This is a genomic window from Streptomyces narbonensis, from assembly GCF_014649015.1.
Taxonomy (GTDB): domain Bacteria; phylum Actinomycetota; class Actinomycetes; order Streptomycetales; family Streptomycetaceae; genus Streptomyces; species Streptomyces narbonensis.
This window is the reverse complement of record NZ_BMSF01000009.1, coordinates 254,036-278,050: the sequence shown is the minus strand read 5'-3', so window position 1 is coordinate 278,050 and position 24,015 is coordinate 254,036. Positions and strand designations below refer to the sequence as shown.

Here is a 24,015-nt window from a genome sequence, read left to right as displayed (position 1 = left end):
ACTGCGCAGAGCCCGCCGTCAACGACTCGGATAGGGTGATTCGGTAGGGATTGCGCCCTTTGGGGCCGGGCCGATGCGTAGGTCGATGCGTTGGAGACTCACCAGTCGTCGAGCAGGGTTCCGAAGCCGCCGAGGGCGGCCGTCGGGGACGCGGGCGTGCTCCGCGAGCTGCTGCCCATCGCCCTCTGGCGGGAGGACGCCGAGGGCCGCATCGTCGAGTGGTCCCTCGCCGCCCAGGACCTGCTCGGCCACCGGCCCGAGTACGCGCTCGGGCGCCTGGCCACACCGCTCCTCGTCCCCGACGCGAACCGCGACCTCGCCGACCGGCTCACCGAGCGCGTCCAGTCGGGCGAGACCATGGTCGGCACGCTGCCCGTCCGCCACCGGGACGGCCACACCATCGCCATGGAGATGTGGATCGTGCCCGCCGCCGACCCGCAGGGACGTCCCGGGGCCATGCTCATCGCGGTGGAGACCTCCGAGGTCCTGCGCATGCGGGAGAACCTCGCCGCGATGGAGAGCCTCTTCACCCAGTCGCCCATCGGCCTCGCCCTCCTCGGCCCCGACCTGCGGTTCCTCCGCGTCAACGACGCCCTCGCCCGGATGAACGGCGTCTCCGCGGCCGCCCACGTCGGCCGCCGCCTCACCGAGGTCGTCCCCGGTGTCAACGCCGCCGCGCTCGAATCCCTGATGCGCCAGGTCCTCGACAGCGGAACCGCCGTCGTCGACGCCCGCAGGGTCGGCCGCACGCCCGCCGACCCCGGCCGCGACCACATCTGGTCCTGTTCGTACGCCCCCCTCAGCGACCGTGCCGAGGAACCCCTCGGCCTCATCGCCTCGCTCGTCGACATCACCGAGAGCCAGGAGGCGCACATCGAGGTCGAGCGGGCCCGGCACCGCTTCGCCCTGCTCGCCGAGGCCGGCGCGCGGATCGGCACGACCCTCGACCTGGAGCAGACGGCTCAGGAGGTGGTGCGCTTCCTCGTACCCCAGCTCGCCGACTCCGCCGACGTACAGATGCTGGAATCGGTCCTCGAACCGGACGACCCGGCGGCCTCCACGCGAGGCGTGCTGCGCCGCCTCGCCGCCGGCTTCCCCGACCCGACCGCCCCCACCGCCATGCTCGCCCCCGGCCAGACCTTCCAGCTCCCGCTGGACTCCGTGTACGAGCGGGTCGTCGCCGACGGGAGACCCACGAACCTCTACACCACCGACCTTCCGGCGCTCTTCACCGACCCGCGCACCGAGGCGCTCCGCACCTACTTCGCGACCCGCATCGGCTCCGCCCGCCTCGTCCCACTCGTGGCCCGGGGGCAGGTGCTCGGCGCGGTCACCGTGACGCGTCTGCGGACCCGTGAGCCCTTCGACACGCAGGACTGCGTCCTCATCGACGAGGTCGTCGCCCGCGCCGCCCTCAACATCGACAACGCCCGCCTCTACACCACACAGCGGGAGGCGGCGATCACCCTCCAGCGCAGCCTCACCAACAGCGCGCTGCCCGCCGTCACCGGACTGGAGCTCACCGGCCGCTACCTCCCCGCGAGCGCCCATGACGTCGGCGGCGACTGGTTCGACGTCATCGCCCTCCCCGGCGGCAGGACCGGCCTGGTCATCGGCGACGTCATGGGCCACGGCATCCACGCCGCCGCCGTCATGGGCCAACTGCGCACCGCCGTGAGGACCCTGGCCCGCCACGACATCGCCCCGGCCCGGATGCTCAGTTCGCTCGACGCCGTCGTGGCCGACCTCGGCGAGGACGAGATGGCGACCTGTGTGTACGCGGTCCACGACCCGGGAACCGGAGGCTGGGTCATCGCACGCGCCGGGCACCCGCCCCCGGCGCTCGCCACCCCGGACGGCACCATCACCTTCCTGGAAGGCCCACCCGGCACCCCCCTGGGCACCGGAGCCCGCGACTTCGGTACGGAGGAGGTCGCCCTGCCCGAGGGCGGCCTGCTCGTGCTCTACACGGACGGCCTCATCGAGGCCCGCGACCGGGACCTCGACCAGGGGATGAGCCAGCTCGCCCGGGCGCTCCGGGGCCGCCTGGACCGCCCGTTGGACACCCTGTGCGACGAGGTGCTCGGCCGGCTCCTCGCCGGACCGGCCCAGGACGACGTCGCGGTCCTCATGGCCCGTACGCGCACCACGGACTGAGCGAGCGACTTCCGCATCACACCCGCCCGTCCGCCTCCGCAGGTCAGAGCGGCACGACGGTCACCTCGGTCGCCTTGACCCCGGTCCACACGGGCACCCCGTCGGCGAGCCCCAGCTCGGCTGCCGCCTGCGGGGTGATCTCGGCGACGAGGTCGGGGGCCCGGTCGGAGGTCACCAGGACCCGCAGCCGGCTGCCGCTCGCGGTGATCTCCCGTACGGTTCCGGGCCAGACGTTACGGGGGCTGCCGCCCGGCTTCTCGCGGTGCACCGCCACCGCCTCGGGCGCGATGATCGCCAGCGCCCGCGTGCCGGCCGGCGGCGGCTCGGCGGCGACCAGGGAACCGCCCCCGTCGAGCGCCAGTCCCTCGGCGGTCGCGGCCCCCGGCCACGCGTTGCTGCCCAGCATCCGGGCCACCCAGGGCGACCGGGGGTGGCGCGACACCTCGCCGGGGGAGGCGTCCTGGAGGGTGCGTCCGTCCTCCAGGACGAGCACCCGGTCGGCGAGGGAGACGGCCTCCACGGGGTCGTGGGTGACGATCAGGCAGACACCGCCGAACCCGGCGAGATGGCTGCGCAGGGTGTGCCTCACATGTGCCCGGGTGGTCTGGTCGAGCGCGGCGAGCGGCTCGTCGAGGAGCAGCAGCCGGGGCCGGGCGGCCAGGGCACGGGCGAGGGCGACCCGCTGGGCCTGGCCGCCGGAGAGCTGCGCGGGACGGCGGTGCGACAGGTGCCCCACGCCGAGCCGGTCGAGCCAGGCCTGTGCGGCCCGCCGCGCCTCGGCGCGGGGCACGCCGTGGGCCCGTAGTCCGTACGCGGTGTTCGAGAGCGCGGACAGGTGCGGGAAGAGCGCGCCGTCCTGCGGCACCCACGCCACCCGCCGTCGGTGCGGGGGCAGGTCGGTGACGTCGGTGTCGCCGAGCCGGAGCGTGGCGTGGGCGCGGGGGGTGAGGCCGAGGAGGGCCCGGAGGAGGGTCGTCTTCCCGGCGCCGTTGGGGCCGACGACGGCGATCGTGGTTCCCGGGTCGGCGTCCAGGGCCAGTTCCGTGAAGCCGCCGACCTCGGTCCGCAGCGCCCAGCCACCGCCGTCCGTCTCCCCGCCGGAGAGCGAGGTCTTCGGAGCCTCGGGGGAGGCGCCGGGACCGGGATCCGGCTCGGGGGCGGGGGCGGTCCGCCGGGGCGCCGCAGGCGAGCCCGTCCAGCGACCGCGCAGGGCGACGAGCACGGCCATGGCGATGGCGAGGAGCAGCAGCGAGACGGAGGTCGCGGCCTCCGGCTCCTCCTGGAGCAGCAGGTACACCTGGAGCGGCAGGGTCTGCGTGCTGCCGGGCAGGTTCCCCGCGAAGGTGATGGTGGCGCCGAACTCCCCCAGGGCCCGCGCCCAGGTGAGCGCGGCGCCCGCGAGGAGCCCCGGGGCGACCATGGGCAGGGTGACGGTGAAGAAGACCCGTACCGGCGAGGCGCCGAGGGACGCCGCCGTCTCCTCGTAACGGGGTCGCAGTCCCGCGAGCGCGCCCTCCAGGCTGATGACGAGGAACGGCATCGCCACGAAGGTCGCCGCGACGACCGCTCCCGAGGTGTGGAAGGGGAGCGTGATGCCGAAGGTGGACTCCAGCCAGGGCCCGAGGAGTCCGCGCCGTCCGAACGCGAGGAGCAGCGCCACACCGCCGACGGTCGGCGGCAGCACCATCGGCAGCAGGACGAGGGAGCGCACGAAGGCCTTGCCGCGGAACGGCACCCGCGCGAGGAGCCAGGCCAGTGGGACCCCGAGCAGCAGCGACAGACCGAGCGCCCAGAAGGAGACGAGCAGCGACAGCTGCAGGGCCTCGACGGTGCCGGGAGCCGTGAGGTGCCCGACGAAGGCGCCCCAGTCGGTACGGACGAGGACGCCGACGAGCGGCAGGACCAGGAACGCAACGGCGAGCAGCGCGGGGACGGCGAGGAGGACGGGCGGGCGGGGGCCGTGACCGGAGGGGCGCGGGCGGAGGCGGGTCACCGGGCTCAGACGCGGTCGATGTGGACGCTGGTCGACTTCACCCGGGCGGTCGCCCGCATGCCGACCTCCAGGCCCAGCTCCTCGACCGCCTCGCGGGTGAGGAGGGACACCAGCCGGTGCGGGCCCGCCTGGATCTCGACCTGTGCGGCGACGTCGCCGAGCTTGACGGCGGTCACGATCCCCGGGAACGCGTTCCGGGCGGAGGTGGTGGAGGGGTCGTCCTCCTCGCCCGCGCCGCTCTGGGCGATCTCGATGGAGAAGGCGGCGAGGGCGCGGCCGTCGATGAGCCGCCGCCCGCTCTCGTCGCGATGCGTGGTGACCCTGCCGGCGTCGGCCCAGCGGCGGGCCGTGTCGGGGCTGACGCCCAGGAGGCGCGCCGCCTGGCCGATGGTGTAGGACTGCATGTGCGCCACGTTAGGCCGCCTTCCCTCTCGTCTACAACGAACCAAGGGGCATCTCGGCGCATTCGCCAGCCCCCTTGGAGGAATCACCAAGGCGCCGGTCCGGCTCGCTCACACCGTGGCGGATCGCTGCCCGATCGTCTCGACCAGGGGCAGCAGCCGGTGCGGCACCCGCTCGCGCAGCGCGATCTCGGTCCGCGTGCGGACGACCCCCGGCAGCCGGATCAGCCGCTGGATGACGTCCTCCAGATGCCCGGCGTCCCGGGCCACGACCCGGGTCAGCAGATCCCCGCCACCGGTGATCGAGAAGGCCTCCACGATCTCGGGGACGCCCGCGAGAGCGTCGCCGACCTCGTCGAGACGGCCCTGCGTCACCTCGACGTGGACGAAGGCGAGCACCGGGTGTCCCAGGGCGGCGGGGGAGAGGACGGGGCCCGTCGAGGTGATCACCCCGTCCCGCTCCAGGCGGTCGATCCGCGCCTGGACGGTGCCGCGCGCCACGCCCAGGATCCGCGCGTACTCCCGCACGCTCGTACGCGGCTGCTCGATGAGGAGCCGCAGGATGCGGGTGTCGAGTGCGTCCACCGCCATGGCCGGTCGGCCTCCTTAGCTCCCGGCGTCCGGACACCGGGCTCCCGACTCTACCCAGGCCGTGGCCTGCGACGACGCGCCGAAACGGAGCGCCCGGTGGCAGTCTCGGCGCCGCGGCGGTCAGAGCCAGCCGTTGCGCCGGAAGCCCCGGTGGATGACGAAGCAGGAGACGACGATGACGCCGAGGACCAGCGGGTAGCCGTAGGTCCAGCGCAGCTCGGGCATGTGCTCGAAGTTCATGCCGTAGACGCCGCAGACCATGGTCGGGACGGCGACGATCGCGGCCCAGGCGGTGATCTTGCGCATGTCCTCGTTCTGGGCGACCGTCACCTGCGCGAGATGGGCCTGGAGGATCGAGTCGAGCAGGGCGTCGAAGGAGGCGACCTGCTCCGCGACCCGGGCGAGGTGGTCGGTCACGTCACGGAAGTAGGCCCGGATGTCCGGGTCGACCAGCGGCATCGGGTGCGTGGCGAGGTGCTGGAGCGGCCGGCCCAGCGGCGTCACGGCCCGCTTGAGTTCGAGGAGCTCGCGCTTGAGCTGGTAGATGCGCCCGGCGTCGCGCCGGTCCGCCTGCTCGGAGAAGACCGCGCTCTCGATCGCGTCGAGGTCGTCCTGCACCGCGTCCGCGACGGCGAGGTAGTCGTCCACCACGTGGTCCGCCATCGCGTGCAGCACGGCGGAGGGCCCCTTGGCCAGCTGCTCGGGCAGGTCCTCCAGGGCCTCGCGCAGCGGGCCGAGCGAGCCGTGGCCGCCGTGCCGGACGGTGATGACGAAGTCCGGCCCGACGAAGGCCATCAGCTCGCCCGAGTCCACGACCTCGCTGGTGGCGGTGAGTTCCTCGTGCTCGACGTAGCGGACGGTCTTGAAGACGGCGAACAGCACGCCGTCGTACTCCTCCACCTTGGGCCGCTGATGGGCGTTGACCGCGTCCTCCACCGCCAGCGGGTGGAGTCCGAAGAGCTCGGCGAGACCCGTGAACTCCTTCTCGTCCGGCTCGTGCAGACCGATCCAGACGAATCCGTCCCCGGCCTTGCGGACCTGCCGCAGGGCCTCCTCGGCCGACCCGCGCCCGCTCCGCCGTACGCCGTCGATGTAGACCACGCAGTTGACGACGGCGCTGCCGAGCGGCGAGCGGGCCGGGTGACTGAGGTCCACGGCACGCCGGTACGTCAGACGGACGGCCCTGCGCAGGCGCGAGATCATGGACACGACGTGCTCCTTCGGCGGATCGACGCGCCAGTGTGCCACCGGCGGCGACGCGTCCGCGAGTGCCCGCCCGGGACGGAGGCCTCTTACGGGGCGACGAGGTCCGTCGGGTCGGTGTTCGCGCCGCAGAGGATCACGCAGACCGTCTCGCCGGGCGCGGGGCGGTACGCGGTGTCCGGGACGTCCGCCCCGGGGCGGGCCACGGCGGCGAGGGCGGTGGCGGCGGCGTGCTCGACGGCGAGCCTGCGGTCGTCCCACAGGGTCTGCCGGGCGCGGACGATCGCGGCGTCGGGCACGAGCACGGAGTCCACGCCGTCCTGCTGGGCCGCCCGCACGGCGGTGGCGGAGGCGCGGCGGGCGCCGAGGGAGTCGGCGGCGACGGAGTCCACGGTGACGTCGACCGGCCGGCCGGCCCGGACGGCGGCGTCGAGGGCGCGGGAGTTCTCGGGTTCGACGGCGACGGTACGGATGCCGTGGTGCCGGGCCGCGGTGGCGACCCCGGCGAAGAGACCGCCGCCGCCGACCGAGACGACGACGGTGTCGAGGCCGGGGACCTGGCGGCGGATCTCGTCGAGCAGGGTGCCCGCGCCGGCGGCGATCAGGGGATGGTCGTACGCGTGCGAGGCCAGCGCCCCGGTCGCCAGGGCGAACTCCTCGCAGGCCGCGAGGGCCTCGGCGTACTCCGTACCGACGAGCCGGACGTCCGCGCCGTACCCGCGGAGGCGGGCCACCTTCACGCGGGGCGCGGTGGCCGGCAGGAACACGGTGGCGGGGACGCCCTGCCGGGCCGCGGCCCAGGCGCAGGCGAGACCGGCGTTCCCGCCGGAGGCGATCGTGACCCCGGCGTCGGGCAGGGTGCCCGCCTCGCGGTGGGCGAGGAGGAAGTTCTGCGCGCCGCGCGCCTTGAACGAGCCGGTGTGCTGCATCAGTTCCAGTGCGAGGTGCACTCCGCCGGGCTCCGTGGGCGCCGCGAGGGCGACGGGCCGGACATGGCCGGCGACACGGTCGGCGGCGGTCGTGATGTCGTCGTAGACGAGGGTGTGCACGTGGGGCTCCCGGGGTGATCGGCCGGGGTGCTCGGCGACCCCGCTGCACGTCCTCCGAACCTACCGTGACGCCGCCGCCGCTCCTCACGCGTCACCCGCGACGCGTCGGACGTCACTCGTCACGGTGGACACGGTCCGTGGGGCGGGCGGGCCGCGGGGCGGCTCGGGCAGCGTGAGTCCCATGAACCCCCGCCGAGCGCTGGTCGCTCTCCTTGCCGCGCTCCTCACCAGCGGTTGCGTGGCCGTTCCGGTGGCCCCCGCGCCGGCCACCCCGGCCCGTCCCGCCGAGCTCGCCCCCGCCGCCGAACGCCCGCCCGCCGCCCTCACGGACTGGCCGGAACCCACCGAGGCACCGCCGAGGGAGAACCTCGCCGTCACCGACTCCGAACGCCCGGGCCGCGCACCCGCGAAGTCCGCGCCGCCGACGTCCGCACCGGCCGGGCACCTTCCTGCCGCACGCGTGCCCGCGGGGCAGCGGCACCCTCACACCCCGGGGCATGCCGTCGAGGAGACGCACGCCGGCCCTGGCGCACCGCGGCGGAACCCCCGTACGACGACGGATCGGCGAACGCCCGGGCCGGTCGAGAGGAAGCCCGCCCGAAGGACCCTCCCGAGCCCGAAGTCCCGGCCCCCGCAGCAGTCCGCCCCGCGTCCGTCCTCTCCGAGGCCGTCCACCGCGCGTCCGTCCACCGCGCGTCCGGCCTCCCCGAGTCCGCGGCAGCCGGTGAACGGTCAGGCCCCCGAGATGCGCGCCCTCTGCCGACAGGCCCAGGAGATCGACGCCCCCATGGGCGCCGCCGGCCTGTGCCGCGGCATGTACGGACGCTGACCCGGCCGGCTCACGGCCCGGCCGGCTCACGGGGGGCACGGGCTCACGGGGGCGCGGGCTCACGGGGTCACGATCGGGAACTCCTGGTCGGGGGCTTCGAGGACCGCGAGCAGTCGGGGCATGAGCGCCCGGTCGCCGGTCATCGTGATGCCGTCGGTGCCCTTTCCGGCGAGCAGGGCGATGAGCTGGGGCTTGGTCATCGTCATGGTCAGGCCCGCGTCGGCGGCGGGGCGGGTGTCCTTCGTCCAGGTGAGCAGGCCGTTGGCGAGGCGCAGGTGCCAGTGGTCGTCGCCGATGCGCCAGTCGACGGCGATCCGCAGCGACCAGGCCTTCGGCCCGTCGACGCGGACGGCGAGGCTGTCGATGATCTGGCCGACCGTCAGGGCCAGGTACATGTCGGGGCCGAGGGCGGCGGTCGCGTGCGGCGTGATGCCGTGGAGGAGCTCCTGGGCGCCGGTGAGGTAGAAGTTCCGCCACACGGCGTTCTCGACGGCCTGCCCCAGGCGGGTGTAGAGCGCGGCGAGTTGGCGCCGGGCCCGGCTGTCCCGGGGGTCGTTGAAGACGGCGTGGTTGAGCAGGGTGACGGCGAAGCGCAGCTCGCCCCGGTCGGCGTAGTGCCGGGCGCGGGCGCGGACCGCGGCCGGGCCGCCGAGGGACTCCACGTAGAGACGGGCCTCCTCGACGGGCGGGTGCTCCCAGAGGTGCGCGGGGTTGCCGTCGAACCAGCCCATGTACCGCTGGTAGACCGCCTTGACGTTGTGGCTCAGCGAACCGTAGTAGCCGCGGTTGGCCCAGACGCCTTCGAGCTGGGGCGGGAGCCGGAAGGTCTCCGCGATCTCGATGCCGGTCATGCCCCGGTTGATCAGCCGGACGGTCTGGTCGTGCAGGTAGCCGTACAGGTCCCGCTGGTGGGTCAGGAGGTCGACGATGGCGTCGTTGCCCCAGGTGGGCCAGTGGTGCGAGGCGAAGGCGACGTCGGCGGTGCCGTCGTAGAGGCCGATCGACTCGGTGAGGTAGCCGGCCCAGGCGTGGGCGTCGCGGACCTGGGCGCCCCGCAGGGTGACGATGTTGTGCATGGTGTGGGTGGCGTTCTCCGCCATGCACACCGCGCGCAGGTCGGGGAAGAGGAAGTTCATCTCCTCCTGGCACTCGGTGCCCGGGGTCATCTGGAACCGGATCCGCACCCCGTCGAGGACGACCTCCTCTCCCGTGGTGCCGATGAGCTGCGTGGGGGCGATGAGTCCTACGGTGCCGAGGGAGACGGTGAGGCCGAGCCCGCAGCCGACCTGCGCGCTCGCGTTCTTGGGAAGGGTGGAGCCGTACATGTAGGCGGCGCGGCGGGCCATCGCGGTGCCGACGTACACGTTCTCGCTGACCGCGTGCTCCATGAAGCCCTCGGGGGCGAGGACGGGCACGTCCCCGGCGCCGTTCGGCAGCACGCCCCGGCAGCCGCCGAAGTGGTCGACGTGCGGATGGGTGTAGATCATCGCCCGGACCGCGCGGTCGCCGCGGTGGGTGCGGTAGAGCCACAGGGCCGCGGCGGCGGTCTCGGCGGAGATGAGCGGGTCGATGACGATGATGCCGGTGTCGCCCTCGACGATCGTCATGTTGGACAGGTCCAGGCCCCTGACCTGGTAGATCCGGTCGGTGACGCGGTACAGGCCCTGGCGTGAGAGGAGCCGCGCCTGCCGCCACAGACTGGGGTCGACGGTGTCGGGCCCCGTGTGGCCGTCACGGCCGACGTGACCATGGCGGCCGTCATCGCCGTCCGCTGCTCCGGTGAGGAAGCCGTAGGCGGAGGGGTCCCAGACGGTCCTGCCGGCGGCGTTGGTGATCGGCCCGCCCGTGAACGCGGCGATGAAGCCGCGGTCCGCGTCGGCGAAGTCGGCCTGGTCGTCGTAGGGGAGTCCGTCGGTCCGCGTGGGGGTCGGCGTCTCACGGGACCGGTTCGCCGCGAGCGCCTGGGCCGTCTGCGGGTTCAGGGACACGGAGGCGGCGGCGGCGCCCATCGCGGCGGCGGCCGCGACGAAGCCGCGCCGGTTCATCGGAGTCATGGCTGTGTGACGCCCTTCTCGGGGGAGGACGCCCACTATTGCAGTCTGACTGCAATACGAGTCAAGGGGTACGCGGCACGACCTCCAGGAGCGCCCGCAGGGTGCGGCCGACCGCCACCGCGGCCGCCGCCTCGTCGAGGCCCCGCCGGGACCGCAGGTGGTCCCAGGCCGCCCAGGACGAGGCGGCCTCCAGCGCGTCGAGCAGCCCGCCGGGCTCCGCGGCGTCCGGCGCCCGCCCCAGCTCCGGAGCGAACACCGCGGCGAGGTCCGCCCGGAACCAGGCGTCGCCCTCCGCCATCACCGCGTGCAGCCCCGGCGAGTCCGCCTCCAGACCGAGCCCGATCCTGCGGATCGGCGTCATCACCTCGTACATCCGCCCGCGCTGCGCCAGCAGGGCCTCCACCTTGCGTGCGGTGTCCCACGCGGGCGGCACCGGTGCCGCATGGGCCCGCCACCGCTCGGCCTGCCGCCGGGCAGCCGCCACGTACAGCGCCTCACGGTCGGCGAAATGCACGAACACCGTCCGCTCGGACACCCCGGCCCGTTCCGCGATGGCCTTCCTGGTGGGCTCCCGCCCCTCCTCCGAGACCAGGCCGAGCAGCGCGTCGAGCAGCGCCGAGGAGGTCCACTCCGGATCCCGCCGACGCCGCCCCCGCGCACCGGATTCCGCACGTCCGGGGCCCTTCTCCGCCTCTGAGTCGCTCACGGGCTCATCGTGGCAGAGTCCCGGCGGCTGCCTCCCTCCGGACATCGGGACGTGGGCTCGCGCTCACCGGAGCCGGTGCCTGAGAGTCCAGGGACGGGTCACGGGGTCTCGTCCTTGAGCCAGTCCGGGATGCGGAATCCCCCGCCGCCGTACATGGGGAGGTCCACCGACTCTCCGTGGCGGGCGAGCTGAGCCCAGGGGCGGTTGATGCCGGCGGAGCCGTAGCGGCGTACCCGGGTGACGGTGTCGAGGTCGAGGACGTCGACGAGGATCTCCTCGCCGGGGCCGGCCTGCTGGCGGACGATCCCCTCGGGGTCGACGACGGCGCTCTGGCCCACCCCGGCCGGGTCGGCGGCGTTGACGTTGACGACGTAGACCTGGTTCGTCCAGGCGTTGGCGCGCGCGCAGACCAGTTCCATCTCCCGGTCGCGGGTGGGGGTGAGGGTGGGCTGGATGACGATCTCCGCTCCCAGCCAGGCGAGTTGACGGACCGTTTCGGGGAAGGAGCCGTCGTAGCAGATGGCCAGGCCCACCCGGCCGGCGCCGGGGATGTCGAAGACGGTGAACTCGTGGCCGGGGGTGGTCTTCTCGTACGGCTGCCAGGGGAAGACCTTGCGGTAGCGGGCGGCGATCTCGCCCTCCGGGGAGATGGCGAGGGCGGTGTTGTGGACGCGCCCGTCCTCGGCGCGTTCGTACACGCTTCCCGGGACCAGCCACAGGCCGGTCTCCACGGCGAGGGCGCGGAGCCGGTCGGTGAGCGGGCCCGGGATCGTGACGGCGGCGCGTTCCGTCCAGTCGTCGGCCGCCGGCCGCAGCAGAGGGCCTTCCGCGGCGAGCAGCAGCTCGGGCACGACGACGAGCTGCACATGGGGGAACAGGGCGCACGTGGTGCGGACCTGGTCCGCGAAGCGCTGCCAGGTCGCTTCGAGGTCGTGGGGGACGGGGGTGGTCTGGACGGCGGCGATGGCGAGCGTGCGCATGGGTGTCTCAGTCCTCGATGACGGTGAGTTCGGCCACGGCGGTGCGGCCGTTGCGGAAGAAGCGGTGGAAGCGGGAGCGGGCGGCGGCCAGCGCCAGGGCTCCGGCGGCGAGGGAGCCGGCGCCGAGGAGGAAGACCCCGCCGACGCCGTGGAAGGAGGTGCTGCCGTAGGCCGGGTCGTACATGTCGTGGGCGCTGCGGGCGAAGGCGGCGAGCATCATCACCCCGCCGAGCAGGGGCAGGACTCCGCGCAGCAGCAGGTCGCGCGGAGAGTTCCGCAACCGTCCCCGGAAGTACCAGACGCAGGCGAGTGCGGTGGTGCCGTAGTAGCAGGCGATGAGCAGCCCGATGCACAGGATCGCGTCGCCGAGGAAGTCGGTGGAGACGAGCGTGAGCAGGACGAGGAGGCAGGCGGTCGTCGCGCCGGCGAACACGGTTCCGAAACCGGGGGTGCGGTGCCGGGGGTGGACGCGGGCGAAGGCGGACGGCAGGGCGCCGTGGGCCGCCATGGACAGGGTGCCGCGGGAGGAGCCGACGAGGCTGGTGAGCAGGGCGGAGACGGCCGAGACACAGACGGCCAGCTGCATCACCTTGGCGAGTGTGGTGCCCAGGACCGGCGGGGCGAGCGTCGAGAGGACGTCGGCGGCGTTGTCGGGATTGCCGAGCCCGGTGCCGCCGGTGCCGGTACCGGCGAAGCCGATGGCCGCGAAGGCGGTGAACAGGTACGTCCCCAACAGGACGAGGGTGGAGATGACGGCGGCCTGACCGGCGACGCGCTCTCCGTCGCGCGTCTCCTCGTTCGCGGTGATCAGCGCGTCCCAGCCCCAGTAGATGAACAGGCACAGCATCACCGCTTCGGCGAAGGGGCCGAATCCGGAGACGGCGAAGGGGTTGAGCCAGCCCAGGGACGGGGCGCCGGCGCCGTGGCGGGCCAGGGCGGCCACGCCGAAGCCGAGCAGGGCGGCCAACTGCAGTCCGAGCAGGACGTACTGGACGGATGCCGAGAGGTGCAGGCCGCGATAGGCGATCGACGTGACCGTCGCGAGCAGAGCCACCGCGGTGACCGTCACGGCGAGGCTGCTGTCGGCGAGGGAGCGCAGGCCGAGCAGCTGGAGCAGATAGGTGGCGCCCACCTGGGAGAGGGCCGTCATCGCGATGAACGTGGCGACCTGCACGACCCAGCCGCCGGTGAGCCAGCCGGTCAGCGGCCCGAAGGCTCGCGTGGTCCACACGAAGGTGGTGCCGCAGTCCGGCATCTCGCGGTTCAGCTCACGGAAGGCGAACGCGGTGAGCAGGATCGGGACGAAGCCCAGGAGCAGCGCGGCGGGCGCGTGGTCCCCCACGGTCAGGGTCACGAAGCCGAGGGTGACGGCGATGCTGTAGGCCGGGGCGACGCAGGACAGTCCGAGGGTGACGGAGGCGAGCAGGCCCACCGAGCCCCTGTGTAGCCCCTTGTCCGGGGCGGGCGCGGGTGCGGGTGGGAGTGCGGGCCCGGTTCTTGCCTTGGCGTCGTTCGGGTCGGGCATGGTGCCTCCGTAGGGCCACAGGTTTGTTAAACGCAGATTTAAGACCTGGGTTGCTGGCAGGTCAAGGGTTGGAGGGCTATCGTTAAATTCAGTCGTAGTGGAACGGTGAGGGGAACGGCGTGGCCGTGAGGAAGGGCAGCAACAAGGAGGCCCGCCGGGCCGAGCTCGGCAAGGCGGTGGAGCGCGCCCTGGTCGCGCGCGGGCTGGAGGGCCTGCGTCTGCGCGACGTCGCGGAGGAGGCGGGGGTCACCCCCGCCGCGGTGCTCTACTACGGCGACCTGGACGCGCTGGTCCACGCGACCTACCAGCAGGCCATCGAGCGCTACAGCCAGGAGCGCGAACAGGCCGCGAACCGGTTCACCGACGCGCGCCGGCAACTCGAAGCCTGCATCGACAAGGGGGTCGCCGGCGGGCCGGACGACACGCTGACCCGGCTCCTCTTCGAGTACTGGCCCCGCTGCCTGCGTGACGCCAAGGCCGCGGCCCTCGACAGCGCACTGACGGAACGTCAGATCGCCGTGTACTCGGGCATCCTCGTCCTGGGACAGGCGCAGGGGCACTTCACGCTGCAGGACCCGCCCCGGCTGCTCGCCGCCAGCTTCGTCGCCATGGAGGACGGCTACCAGATGGAGGTCCTCGCCGGCCGCCGCTCCCGTACCGAAGTGATCGCGGCCCTGCACGCCTACGCCCGGGCGGTCACGGGTCACGACCTGACCGGTCACGACCTGACCGGTCACGCCTGAGGTGGACAGGCGTCGAGGCGCACTCGCAGGCGAAACGTGGCGACCGGCAGGTCGGCGTCTTGCGGCGGCGCGAGCCGGTCGTTAATGTCGGGCAGAAAGCGCTTTCCGCATGAAGGAGCCTCGTGCCGCCCGCAGACGTCCTCGTGTACACCCGGACCGCCGGCTATCGCCACGACTCGATCCCCGCGGGTGCGCACGCCCTCGTCGAGCTGGCCCGGGAGAGCGGCTTCGAGGCGGAGGCGACGGACGACCCCGAGGCCTTCACGGACGAGCTGCTCGGACGGTGCGCCGCGGTGGTCCTCCTGTCCACCACCGGGACGGTCCTCACCGCGCCGGGCCGGACGGCCCTGGAGGCGTACGTACGGCGGGGCGGCGCCCTCCTCGCCGTCCATGCCGCCGCCAACGCCGAGCCGGACTGGCCGTTCTACGGCGAACTGCTCGGCACCCGCTTCGCGGGCCATCCTCCCCTGCAGCCCGGCCGGGTCCAGGTGGAGGACACCACGCACCCGGCGACCGCGCACCTGCCGGAGAGGTGGCCCTGGACCGACGAGTGGTACGACTTCACGTCGCCCCCGCGCGACGCGGGCGTCCATGTCCTGCTGCGCGCCGACGAGTCCACGTACACCGGCGGCACGCACGGCGCGGACCATCCGCTCTCCTGGTGCCACGACAAGACCGGGGGCAGATTCTTCTTCACGGCCCTGGGGCACACGTCGGAGTCGTACGCTTCCCCCGCCTTCCGAACCCACCTCGCAGGAGCCCTCCGCTGGGCCACGCGCGGCTAGGGGGTGTCTTGTCGATCATGCCGGGCTCGCGGCGTCCGGCACGGCACCTCGCCGCGTTGCCGAAACGCCTGAATAGCTCCGCTATCAAGTCGCTCCGGCGCCTTGCGATGCACCGCACCGGACACCGCTCCTTGATCCGGCCTGATCGACAAGACACCCCCTAAGGCGTGTCGTCAAATTCCCGTCTGGCCGGCGATGCCTGGCACGCGTCCGCGTCCGGGCAGTCGTCGGACGCGGGTGAGGGCCGGAGGGAGGTGCCGTTCGCGCGCAGCACCTTCCGTACGTCGAGGATCAGCGGGAAGACCTCCTGGTTCCAGTCCGCCCCCTGTTCGTCCCAGGCCCTCTGCTCGGCCTCGACCGCCATCCTGTCCTGGGCGAAGACGCGCTCGGTGAAGCGCCGGATCAGCGGCCAGGCCAGGTGGAGGGCGCCGGGGACCGGCGGCTTCGCGATCATGAGCAGTCCGAAGACGCGGCTGACGCGCTGCTCGACGTCCTCCGGCACATAGGCGGCCCACAGGGAGAAGGCCGCCGCGTCGGACGACTCGGGCACCGTCTGCAGGGTCTGGTACGGGTACTCGGTGCGGATGGTGACGACGTCGGGCGTCGAGGCGCCGCCCACGCCCTCGGCGGAGAGCAGCCCCGCGCCCCGGTCCTTCCTGCCGCCGGAGGGGACGAAGAGGTACCTGGCCTCCACCGAGCGCGGACCCGCGTCGTAACCCAGCAGCTTCGGCTGGATCCGGCCCAGGACGCCCCGGTGCAGGAACTGGTGGTTCATGTCGAGCAGGTTCTCGTGCAGGAACGAGTAGTGGCAGCGCACGGTGCGCGAGAACATCATGGTCCGGTGCCGGGCCGAGTCCGCTTCGGGGAGCACGGGCAAGGGCGCGTCCTCCGCTCTGGCGGGGTCGCCGGGGAAGACGAAGACCAGGCCGTAGCGCTCGCGGACGGGATAGGAGCGCACCCCTCGCGGCGGCCGTTCGGCCCCCTTGGGGAGGTAGGGGATCTGCGAGATGCGCCCGTTCCCGCGGTAGGCCCACGCGTGGTAGCAGCAGCGGAGCGACTCGCCGTCCACCACCCCCAGGCTCAGCGGCACCTGCCGGTGGGCGCAGCGGTCCTCCAGGGCGTACGCGGTGCCGCCGGCGCTCCGGTAGAGCGCGATGCGCTGCCCCGCGAAGGAAGCCGCGCGGACCTTGTTCCTGCGCAGGTGCGCCGACCGGGCGACCGGATACCAGAAGTCCGGATCGATTCCGACGCGCCGCAGATCAACCTCGCGCTTGCCGTCGGTGCCCGGTGCGTACCCGTTGCGCTCACGGGTGGCTTTCGCCTCCTCGGTCATCCGCTCTTCCTCTCGCACAGGGCTGTCCGCCCTAAAGGTCATACCGGGACAAGCGGAACACGGACCACTCGGGCGCGCGATTCGCCGTCCACGGCGACCGGCCTCCGCGCCTCACTCCGCATGGTCCTGAAGTGATCATTGACTGAATTTTCAGTCTGCGACAGCATGCGTGAACCACCAGCCCCCTCCCCAGGTAGGAGCCCCATGGACACGCCCGTGACGTCTCGGCGCCGACTGCTCCGGCTCGGTGCGGCAGCACTGCCGCTCGCGGCCCTCGGACCGGTACTGCCCACGGCAGCCCGCGCCGCCACCGGCCCCACGGGCGCCACGTTGCGGATGCCCGCCGAGACCGACCGCCATGTACGCACCTTCATGGCCTGGCCCGCCCTGTCCGCGGTCTGGCCGAGCTCCCTCGGTGCGGTACGCCGGGACATCGCCAACGTCGCCCACGCGATATCGCGCTACGAGCCGGTGGTGATGCTGGCCCGCCCCGGCCAGGCCGCCGACGCCCGCTACGAGTGCGGGAGCGGTGCCTACTACGGCATCGACGTCGTGGAGATCCCCAACGACGACCTGTGGATACGGGACTTCGGCCCGACCTTCGTCGTCGCCCCCGGCGCCCTCGCGGGTGTGGACACCAACTTCAACGGCTGGGGCAACAAGCAGACCCATGCCAACGACGCGGTCGCGGCCGCGACCCTGCTCGGCCAGTACGGCGTCCAGCGCGTGCAGGCGGGATTCGTCGGGGAGGGCGGCTCGCTGGAGGCCGACGGCCAGGGAACCCTGCTCGCCACCGTCAGCTCCCTGGTCAACGGCAACCGCAACCCGGGCATGACCCAGGACCAGGTCGAGCAGGCGATGAAGTCGGCGCTCGGCGTCGACAAGGTGATCTGGGTGCCCGGACTCGCAGGCCAGGACATCACCGACTGCCACATCGACTGCCTGGCCCGCTTCGTCGCACCCGGACACGTCATCCTCGACCAGCCCGGACCCCGCACGGCCGCCAAATGGGTCGCCGTCTACGACGAGACCAAGAAGATCCTGCAGAGCGCGACCGACGCCCAGGGCCGTTCGCTGACCCTCACCGAACTCCCCGGACCGGACCGCGACCGGATGCGCGTCCGCGTCGGCCCCGACAGCAGCTTCCTGTCCAGCTACACCAACTACTACACGGTCAACGGCGCCGTTCTCGTGCCCCAGTTCGGCGACACCGTCGCCGACGGCACGGCCTACGCAATCCTGCAGGCCGCCTACCCCGGCCGGAACGTCATCCAGCTGAACATCGACACCATCGCGAGCGGCGGTGGCGGCATCCACTGCGCCACCCAGTCGCAGCCGGTCGTTCCCCCGGCCGTCTGACCGGAAGGCGCCGGATGCCCCGGCAGGTCGCCACCCCTCGGGGCCCGCCGTTCCTCGTTTTGCCTCCGCCTCATCCGGAGAGGGGTGCCGCGCCGAATACCCCGTGAGGAATTCGTCCCAAACCATGGCCGAGCCCGCCCCGGGTCCGGACCCAGGAGGAGGAAGCATCATGAACACCTCGCATCTCATGCGCCGCATCGCGGCCGCTGCCGCTGCCGCCGCCGTCGCGCTCCCGGTCTCGCTGGGCGTACTCGCTCCGCAGGCGTTCGCCGCCCAAACGGACGGGCCGTTCGGCCCGGGGTGTGCCGCGGTGCCCGCCGAGGGCGAGGGCAGCATCGACGGCATGGCTGACGACCCGGTGGCGACCGCCGCGTCGAACAACCCGGAGCTGTCCACGCTCGTCACGGCGGTCCAGAAGGCCGGCCTGGTCGACACCTTGAACAACGCCGAGGACATCACCGTGTTCGCCCCGACGAACGCCGCCTTCGCGAAGATCCCGAAGGCCGACCTGGACAAGGTCCTCGCCGACAAGGCCGCCCTCACCAAGATCCTCACCTACCACGTGGTGGGGGAGGAGGTCGACAAGGCGGATCTCGCCGGCGGCTCGTTCGAGACGCTCCAGGGCGGCACGGTCACGACCGACGGATCCGGAGACGCATTCGTCGTCAACGACACCGCCAAGATCGTCTGTGGCGATGTCCAGACCTCCAACGCCACCGTCCACATCGTCGACACCGTCCTGATGCCGAAGTGACGACAAGGAGCCGGGGAGCCCGGGAGCCGTACGGCCACGCGCAACCACGTGGGCCGGACGGCTCCCGTCGGCGTTCGAGGGGCCGGCGAGGTGCGGCGTGCCCTTGGACGCCGACACTCGTTGAGCCCTGAGAGCAGGACAAAAGGTGCCAACGGGAAGCCTCGGGCGGCTGAGCGGCCGGGTCCGGGCGGAGACATCGCTCATCGCCCCGCTTTCGCACGGTTCCTTCGCCCACCGGAAAGGACCCCCGCACATGCCTCTCTCGTCGCCGCCTTCCATCGTCGGGTCACAGCCCTTACAGCGGCCGGAAGTGGTACGCCGCCACCGCTGGGACGGATTGCGCTGCGAGTCGCGTCTGGTCCGGGCGGCCGCCCCGAGGATGGGCCCGCTGCTGCTCATCGGGGGCGCCTTCCAGAGCAAGGAGACCTGGGGGCGCTGCGAGAAGCTCTTCCTGGCGAACATGGACGTCTTCACCGTCGACCCGCCCGGCTGGGGCGCCGCCGACCCCCTGCCCCCGGGGCGGAGCGTGGACGTACTGGCGGACGCCGTCTGCCACATGCTCGACGAGAGCGGTCTGGACCAGGTCGACGTGGTGGGCGGCTCCTACGGAAGCGCCATCGCGTACCGCATCGCCCAGCGCCACCCCGCCCGTGTGAGGCGCATGGTCCTGGTCGGCACGATGGCTGCCATCCCCGAGCATTCCCGGCAGGCCATGCACCGGGCGCTGACCTTTCTGGACGCCGGCAGGATGGACGAGTACGCCCGCGCAGCGGTCGACATCATGATGAACGCCGGGCGCCTCGACGGGATCACCAACGGCGCGCGCGTCCGCCGCTTCCTCCTGCGGCGCCTGGCCTCCCTCTCCGAGGCCGAGGTGGTTCAGGTGAGCACCAACACGCAGCGTCTCCTCCAGCACGCGGAGCTCGACACCAGCGTGCCGGTGCCGGCCCCGACCCTGACCGTGACGGGGGAGCACGACTCCTTCACCACCCCGGCGCAGTGCCGTCGCATGGCGCTGGCGTGCGGCACGGGCTGGTTCGCGGAAGTCGCGGAGAGCGACCACATGCTCTTCCTCGAACGGCCGACGGAGATCACCGATCTGGTGACCCGCTTCCTGGCCGACGAGCCACTGAGCGGCCTGCCCTACTGCACGAGGGTCGAGCGGCTCCCTTCGATCCCCTTCCCGGCACCGCGGGCCGTCGGCCTGATGTCGGGACGGCAGCCCGTCTGAGCCGCCGGTTCCGGGAGACGTAACGCGGCGATCTGGGCGTCGGGCCCTCGGTCGGGCCTGACGCCCTGCGACTGCGCGGCGGGCCGAAACGCGAAGGACCCGTTCGGGCTCCGCCTCCGGTCGCGTGAGCCAATGGCTCCGTCCGGTCACTCGTACCGCCGCATGGCTGGGCCAATGGCCCAGCCCTTCGCTCGTCGGTTGAGCCGCTGTACCCCCTTCGGTCTATCCTTGTAGCCATCACATATTTTCGGCGCCGCGCAGCGCCGTCCGGCGACGAGGCCGGACCGGCCCGCGGTGCCTTCGTCGTGTCCGAGCCCCCACCACCCCAGGGGAGCCTCATGTGCGGCGAGGAACAGGAACAAGGGGGGCGGGATTGGCCGCCGTGCAGAAGCTGCAGAAGTACTTCATGGCCCCGGATCCGGGGCGCGTCCGGCTCAGGGTCTCGCTCCGCGCCGTCCTCGGCGTCGCGTTCGCGGTCGCCCTGGCCGAGCTGCTCGGCCTGTCCCTCGTCGCGTCCATCACCGCCGGTCTCGCCGCGCTGCTCGCCCTCTTCACGGTGGGTGACTCCACGGTGCGCCGTCAGGCCGTCACCACCGCTCTGCTGCCGACGGTCGGTTTCCCCGTCCTCGCCCTCGCGACCCTGCTGCACGACGTGCCGCTCGCGCGCGACACGGCCTGGCTGCTCGTGATCTTCGCCGGTGTGTACGCGCGCCGCTGGGGACCGCGTGGCCACGCCCTGGGCATCTTCGCCTTCATGCAGTTCTTCGTGACCCAGTTCCTCCACGCGCTTCCTGCCCAGCTCCCCGAGCTGTACGCGGCGACCGGCGTCGCGTTGGGCGCCGCCGCGATCGTGCGCTTCGCGCTGTGGCCCATCGAGCGGCGCGTTCCGCCGCCGACGGCGCCCGCCCCTCTGCCGGGGGCGGGACTCGGCCGGGCCACCACCCGTCAGGCCGTCCAGGTCGCCGTCGCCTCGGGGGCGGCCCTCGTCATCGGACAGTTCCTCTCGGAGGAGCGCTGGTACTGGGCCGTCGGCACCGTCTGGTGGATCTTCGTCAACACGGCCTCCCGCGGCGAGACGCTCGTCCGGGGCTTCCGCCGCGTCCTCGGGACCGTCACCGGCATCGCCGCCGGATTCCTCGTCGCCATCCCGCTGGGAGGCGCGCCCGTCGTCACGGCGCTGCTGGTCGCCGTGTGCGTGTTCGGGATCTTCTACACCGCGGCCGTCTCGTACAGCTGGATGATCCTGGCGGTCACCGTGATGGCCAGCCTGCTCTACGGGCTCCTGGGCGTCCTGGACGGGTCCCTGCTCCTCCTGCGCGTCGCCGAGACCGGCGTCGGGGCCGCCTGCGCCGGACTTGCCGTGACGCTTGTCCTTCCCGTCCGGACGCACACGACGAACGACGCGTGGATCCAGCGAGCGCTCCTGTGCGTCCGCTCCGCCACCTCGGCATCCGTCCGTCGCCTTGCAGGCGAGGAGGCCGCCGACCCGGCGCCGCACGCTGCCGAGCTGGAGGCGCTCCTCGGGCGCGTACGGCTCTCGCTGGCTCCGCTGGTGCATCCTCTGACCCCCTTCAGGGGGCGGAAGCAGCGGGCGCGCCGAGTCCTCGTGCTCCTCGACGAAGCGGCCCGAGAGGTACGCGGACTGGTCGCCGTCGCCGCCGACCCGGACGCCGGCCACGACGCTCGCCTGGCTGCCGCCTGCTGGCGGGTCGAAGCCGCCGTGGAGGCCCTCACCTCTCGCGAAGGCGCGGTGGAGCCGGACGGGCACGCCCGGACCGAGAGTGATGCCCACGCGGGTGCGCCGGCTCTCGCCCATGCGAGGGGGCTCGCTCGTGTACTCACCGAGCTGGACGTTCCGCTGCGGACTCCGCCCGGCCCGTGGGTGGTGCGTTCCTGAGAGGGTCTGTGTGACGGGAGGGCCTGGGTGGCGGGGCCGAGCGGAGCGGTTCCCGCTGCCGCTTGGATCCGGGCGGCCGACGCGATCGGAGTCCGCCCGGCCCGGCCCTGCCCGACGCGACCCCGTCTGCGCGGGCCGCAACCGGCGTCGTTGGTCTAGACCGCCTGCTACCGTCGGCCGGACGAAGGCCGGTCGTCCGTGACCGGCCCCGCGACTGGGGAGGCGTCATGGGCGACACACGGGCGGCACACGGCCGGAGCGCGCCGCGCGCGTACATCGGGTCGTTCACCTCGGCGGGCGGTCGCGGTGTCGTCGCCGCCGACGTCGACGCGGAGACGGGCGCGCTGACCGTCACCGGTGCCAGCGACGCCGTCGCCGACCCCTCCTTCCTCGCCCTCGCCGGTTCCGTGCTTCACGCGGTCTCCGAGACCGAGCCCGGCGCCGTCGCCGCCTTCGACGTCACCGGCCCCGCGCCGCGGACGCTCGGCGACCCCGTGCCCGTCGACGGCGCGGGCCCCACCCACCTCGCCCTCGCCGCCGGTCACCTCGTCACGGCCAACTACACCTCCGGCAGCGTCTCGGTCCTGCCGCTGGCCGCGGACGGCACGCCCCGGCCCGCCACGGCCGTCCTGCGGCACGAGGGCCGCGGCACCGTCCCCGGGCGACAGAGCGGCCCCCACGCCCACCAGGTGCTCCCCGACCCCTCGGGCCGCTGGGTCGTCAGTGTGGACCTCGGAACCGACTCCGTACGGATCTGCGCCCTCGATCCCGGGACCGGAGCGCTCACCCTCCACGGCGAGACCGCACTGCGGCCCGGCACCGGCCCGCGCCACCTCGCCTTCCACCCGGCGGGCACCCACGCCTACGTCCTGAACGAGCTGGAGCCCACCCTCACCCTCTGCCGCTGGGACGCGGCGGCGGGCGTCCTCGAACCACTCGGTGAGACCCCCGTCGTCCCCGGGGGCACTGCCGGCCCCAGCTACCCCTCCGAGGTCGTCACGTCCCCCGACGGCCGCTTCCTGTGGGTCGCCGTCCGCGGCGACGACACCCTCGCCGTCCTGGCCCTCGACCCGGACGGCGCGAAGGCCGACCTGGTCGCCACCGTGCCCTGCGGAGGCACCTGGCCGCGCGATCTGACCCTCGACCCTTCCGGACGGCGGCTGTACGCGGCCAACGAGCGCTCCGGCGACGTCACCTGGTTCGACCTCGACCCGGAGACCGGCCTGCCGGCCCGGGCGGGCGCGATCGAGGTCCCGGCGGCCTCCTGCGTCGTCTTCGGCTGAGCCGCACGCAAGGCGAGTCGCACGCGAGCAGAGCAACACGCGAGCAGAGCTACACGCGCGCCGGGTCGCAGCGCGCCCGAGCCAGGCGTGAGAAAGGGCCCGTACCGGATCTTGCCGGTGCGGGCCCCTTCCCTCGTGTCGCGCCTCAGAGCGAGGGAGCGCCCTGCGGCTGCTGCGGCGGGATGCCCAGCGCGGAGGTGTACTGCGAGAGCACCAGCTTGCCGATCGCCGGGTAGGCCCCCAGCGGCTCGGCGGCGGCGCAACCGGCCTCCTTCGAGGCCTCGTCGAGCAGGCCCTCGGCCAGCTCCGGGCCGATCAGGTACGGCGCGAGCGCCAGCTGGGCGGAGCCCGAGGCGCGCAGCTGCTCGGCGATGGAGGTGATCGAACCCTCCTGGTCGAGCGCGGCGGCCATCACCGGCACCGCGAGGCGGGCGGCGAGCAGCATGCCGGTGATCCCGGCGGCCTGTACGGCCTCCTCGCCACCGACCGTGGCCAGGATGATGCCGTCGGCGGCCGTCGCCACCGTGAACAGCCGGGCGCGGTCGGCGCGGGCGAGCCCCGCCTCCGACAGGCGCACGTGCAGCGCCTCGGCCAGCAGCGGGTGCGGGCCGAGGACCTCGGTCAGCTCGGCGGTGTTGCCGCTGTCCATGACGGCCTGGCGCACCTGGCGCATCAGGGCGCTGTCCGGGCCCGCGAGCAGCGGGACCACGACCGCGGCGGGGCCGGTCGGGGCGGCGACCTCACGGCCGGCGGCCACGGCCAGCTCGTACCGCTGGGTGCGGAGCGCCTCGGCGGCGGTCAGCACGGTCGCGAGCGCGGGGTACTCGATGTCGTCGCCGTCCAGGAAGCCGATCACGGCCTCCAGGCCGGGCAGCTCCGAGCGGGCGATGCTCACGACCTCTTCGGCGAGCGAGCGTATGGCGGCCGACGGCACACCGGGAACGGCGAGAACCAGCGCGGGAGCGCCCTCGGGCGCCGCCGCGGGTTCGGGGCGACGGTGCCGCCCGGACTGGCGGGGTCGAGGCATTCGTACAGGCAGGCCGGAAGCAGGCCCAGTGGGGGAGCTCATGGCGCCGCATGCTACTGGTTTCGTCGGCCACGCTGTTCGGTGAGGTGCGATCACGCGTCGTCTGTCCCCCTAT

General features: G+C 73.2%; 20 protein-coding genes. 9 read left to right on the top strand and 11 right to left on the bottom strand.

The features are described from left to right. Positions 1 to 90: 90 nt before the first annotated feature. Positions 91 to 2,157, top strand: coding sequence for a SpoIIE family protein phosphatase (locus tag IE124_RS19500; protein ID WP_189509089.1), 2,067 nt, complete (start codon positions 91 to 93; stop codon positions 2,155 to 2,157). Between the two features lie 43 nt (positions 2,158 to 2,200). On the opposite strand, the gene IE124_RS19495 is transcribed toward IE124_RS19500, so the two are convergent. The 5 genes from IE124_RS19495 to IE124_RS19475 form a co-directional block, all read right to left on the bottom strand. Further along, positions 2,201 to 4,150, bottom strand: a complete 1,950-nt coding sequence (locus tag IE124_RS19495; protein ID WP_189509088.1) for an ABC transporter permease — start codon at positions 4,148 to 4,150, stop codon at positions 2,201 to 2,203. Positions 4,151 to 4,155: 5 nt separating this feature from the next. Beyond that, the gene (locus IE124_RS19490) at positions 4,156 to 4,554 is read right to left on the bottom strand and encodes a TOBE domain-containing protein (protein WP_189509087.1); all 399 of its coding nucleotides are present in this window, start codon (positions 4,552 to 4,554) and stop codon (positions 4,156 to 4,158) included. A gap of 108 nt (positions 4,555 to 4,662) precedes the next feature. Then, positions 4,663 to 5,142, bottom strand: coding sequence for an Lrp/AsnC family transcriptional regulator (locus IE124_RS19485; protein WP_189509086.1), 480 nt, complete (start codon positions 5,140 to 5,142; stop codon positions 4,663 to 4,665). A gap of 120 nt (positions 5,143 to 5,262) precedes the next feature. Continuing rightward, positions 5,263 to 6,345 carry a magnesium and cobalt transport protein CorA gene (locus tag IE124_RS19480; protein WP_189509203.1) on the bottom strand — a complete coding sequence of 361 codons (1,083 nt, stop codon included), beginning with the start codon at positions 6,343 to 6,345 and terminating at the stop codon, positions 5,263 to 5,265. A gap of 89 nt (positions 6,346 to 6,434) precedes the next feature. Next, positions 6,435 to 7,394 (bottom strand): serine/threonine dehydratase, encoded by a 960-nt coding sequence (locus IE124_RS19475; protein WP_189509085.1) that lies wholly within the window; start codon positions 7,392 to 7,394, stop codon positions 6,435 to 6,437. A gap of 181 nt (positions 7,395 to 7,575) precedes the next feature. Here IE124_RS19475 and IE124_RS19470 point away from each other — a divergent pair, with 181 nt between their 5' ends. After that, positions 7,576 to 8,223 carry a hypothetical protein gene (locus IE124_RS19470; RefSeq protein WP_189509084.1) on the top strand — a complete coding sequence of 216 codons (648 nt, stop codon included), beginning with the start codon at positions 7,576 to 7,578 and terminating at the stop codon, positions 8,221 to 8,223. 59 nt (positions 8,224 to 8,282) lie between these two features. Here IE124_RS19470 and IE124_RS19465 read toward each other — a convergent pair whose 3' ends face one another. From IE124_RS19465 to IE124_RS19450, 4 genes are all read right to left on the bottom strand, one after another. Next, complete coding sequence (locus IE124_RS19465; protein WP_189509083.1) at positions 8,283 to 10,277, bottom strand: alkyl/aryl-sulfatase; 1,995 nt, start codon at positions 10,275 to 10,277, stop codon at positions 8,283 to 8,285. A gap of 61 nt (positions 10,278 to 10,338) precedes the next feature. After that, positions 10,339 to 10,983 carry a TetR/AcrR family transcriptional regulator gene (locus IE124_RS19460; protein ID WP_189509082.1) on the bottom strand — a complete coding sequence of 215 codons (645 nt, stop codon included), beginning with the start codon at positions 10,981 to 10,983 and terminating at the stop codon, positions 10,339 to 10,341. Between the two features lie 98 nt (positions 10,984 to 11,081). Further along, the gene (locus tag IE124_RS19455) at positions 11,082 to 11,963 is read right to left on the bottom strand and encodes a carbon-nitrogen hydrolase family protein (RefSeq protein WP_189509081.1); all 882 of its coding nucleotides are present in this window, start codon (positions 11,961 to 11,963) and stop codon (positions 11,082 to 11,084) included. A gap of 7 nt (positions 11,964 to 11,970) precedes the next feature. Then, positions 11,971 to 13,488 carry an APC family permease gene (locus IE124_RS19450; RefSeq protein ID WP_189509080.1) on the bottom strand — a complete coding sequence of 506 codons (1,518 nt, stop codon included), beginning with the start codon at positions 13,486 to 13,488 and terminating at the stop codon, positions 11,971 to 11,973. A 119-nt stretch (positions 13,489 to 13,607) separates the two neighbouring features. On the opposite strand from IE124_RS19450, the gene IE124_RS19445 reads away from it, so the two are divergent. After that, on the top strand, positions 13,608 to 14,231 hold the full coding sequence (locus IE124_RS19445) for a TetR/AcrR family transcriptional regulator (protein ID WP_229832597.1): 624 nt from the start codon (positions 13,608 to 13,610) through the stop codon (positions 14,229 to 14,231). Positions 14,232 to 14,353: 122 nt separating this feature from the next. After that, on the top strand, positions 14,354 to 15,016 hold the full coding sequence (locus IE124_RS19440) for a ThuA domain-containing protein (RefSeq protein ID WP_189509079.1): 663 nt from the start codon (positions 14,354 to 14,356) through the stop codon (positions 15,014 to 15,016). Between the two features lie 160 nt (positions 15,017 to 15,176). Here IE124_RS19440 and IE124_RS19435 read toward each other — a convergent pair whose 3' ends face one another. Then, positions 15,177 to 16,349 (bottom strand): Rieske 2Fe-2S domain-containing protein, encoded by a 1,173-nt coding sequence (locus IE124_RS19435; RefSeq protein WP_189509078.1) that lies wholly within the window; start codon positions 16,347 to 16,349, stop codon positions 15,177 to 15,179. Between the two features lie 204 nt (positions 16,350 to 16,553). Here IE124_RS19435 and IE124_RS19430 point away from each other — a divergent pair, with 204 nt between their 5' ends. The 5 genes from IE124_RS19430 (at position 16,554) to IE124_RS19410 (ending at position 22,873) form a co-directional block, all read left to right on the top strand. Further along, complete coding sequence (locus tag IE124_RS19430; RefSeq protein WP_189509077.1) at positions 16,554 to 17,708, top strand: agmatine deiminase family protein; 1,155 nt, start codon at positions 16,554 to 16,556, stop codon at positions 17,706 to 17,708. A 169-nt stretch (positions 17,709 to 17,877) separates the two neighbouring features. Then, complete coding sequence (locus tag IE124_RS19425) at positions 17,878 to 18,462, top strand: fasciclin domain-containing protein (RefSeq protein ID WP_189509076.1); 585 nt, start codon at positions 17,878 to 17,880, stop codon at positions 18,460 to 18,462. 310 nt (positions 18,463 to 18,772) lie between these two features. After that, on the top strand, positions 18,773 to 19,693 hold the full coding sequence (locus tag IE124_RS19420) for an alpha/beta fold hydrolase (protein ID WP_189509075.1): 921 nt from the start codon (positions 18,773 to 18,775) through the stop codon (positions 19,691 to 19,693). A gap of 406 nt (positions 19,694 to 20,099) precedes the next feature. Further along, positions 20,100 to 21,590 (top strand): FUSC family protein, encoded by a 1,491-nt coding sequence (locus tag IE124_RS19415; protein ID WP_189509201.1) that lies wholly within the window; start codon positions 20,100 to 20,102, stop codon positions 21,588 to 21,590. 227 nt (positions 21,591 to 21,817) lie between these two features. After that, a complete protein-coding gene (locus IE124_RS19410) occupies positions 21,818 to 22,873 on the top strand; it encodes a lactonase family protein (protein WP_189509074.1) in 1,056 nt (351 codons plus the stop codon). Between the two features lie 145 nt (positions 22,874 to 23,018). On the opposite strand, the gene IE124_RS19405 is transcribed toward IE124_RS19410, so the two are convergent. After that, positions 23,019 to 23,942 carry a sirohydrochlorin chelatase gene (locus IE124_RS19405; RefSeq protein WP_189509073.1) on the bottom strand — a complete coding sequence of 308 codons (924 nt, stop codon included), beginning with the start codon at positions 23,940 to 23,942 and terminating at the stop codon, positions 23,019 to 23,021. Between the last annotated feature and the right edge of the window lie 73 nt (positions 23,943 to 24,015).

Excerpts from the sequence above, each read along its gene's own strand:
- IE124_RS19490 (WP_189509087.1), bottom strand. The coding sequence starts at position 4,554 with ATGCAGTCCTACACCATCGGCCAGGCGGCGCGCCTCCTGGGCGTCAGC.
- IE124_RS19485 (WP_189509086.1), bottom strand. The coding sequence starts at position 5,142 with ATGGCGGTGGACGCACTCGACACCCGCATCCTGCGGCTCCTCATCGAG.
- IE124_RS19480 (WP_189509203.1), bottom strand. The coding sequence starts at position 6,345 with ATGATCTCGCGCCTGCGCAGGGCCGTCCGTCTGACGTACCGGCGTGCC.
- IE124_RS19470 (WP_189509084.1), top strand. The coding sequence starts at position 7,576 with ATGAACCCCCGCCGAGCGCTGGTCGCTCTCCTTGCCGCGCTCCTCACC.
- IE124_RS19465 (WP_189509083.1), bottom strand. The coding sequence starts at position 10,277 with ATGACTCCGATGAACCGGCGCGGCTTCGTCGCGGCCGCCGCCGCGATG.
- IE124_RS19455 (WP_189509081.1), bottom strand. The coding sequence starts at position 11,963 with ATGCGCACGCTCGCCATCGCCGCCGTCCAGACCACCCCCGTCCCCCAC.
- IE124_RS19450 (WP_189509080.1), bottom strand. The coding sequence starts at position 13,488 with ATGCCCGACCCGAACGACGCCAAGGCAAGAACCGGGCCCGCACTCCCA.
- IE124_RS19435 (WP_189509078.1), bottom strand. The coding sequence starts at position 16,349 with ATGACCGAGGAGGCGAAAGCCACCCGTGAGCGCAACGGGTACGCACCG.
- IE124_RS19430 (WP_189509077.1), top strand. The coding sequence starts at position 16,554 with ATGGACACGCCCGTGACGTCTCGGCGCCGACTGCTCCGGCTCGGTGCG.
- IE124_RS19425 (WP_189509076.1), top strand. The coding sequence starts at position 17,878 with ATGAACACCTCGCATCTCATGCGCCGCATCGCGGCCGCTGCCGCTGCC.
- IE124_RS19415 (WP_189509201.1), top strand. The coding sequence starts at position 20,100 with ATGGCCCCGGATCCGGGGCGCGTCCGGCTCAGGGTCTCGCTCCGCGCC.
- IE124_RS19410 (WP_189509074.1), top strand. The coding sequence starts at position 21,818 with ATGGGCGACACACGGGCGGCACACGGCCGGAGCGCGCCGCGCGCGTAC.
- IE124_RS19405 (WP_189509073.1), bottom strand. The coding sequence starts at position 23,942 with ATGAGCTCCCCCACTGGGCCTGCTTCCGGCCTGCCTGTACGAATGCCT.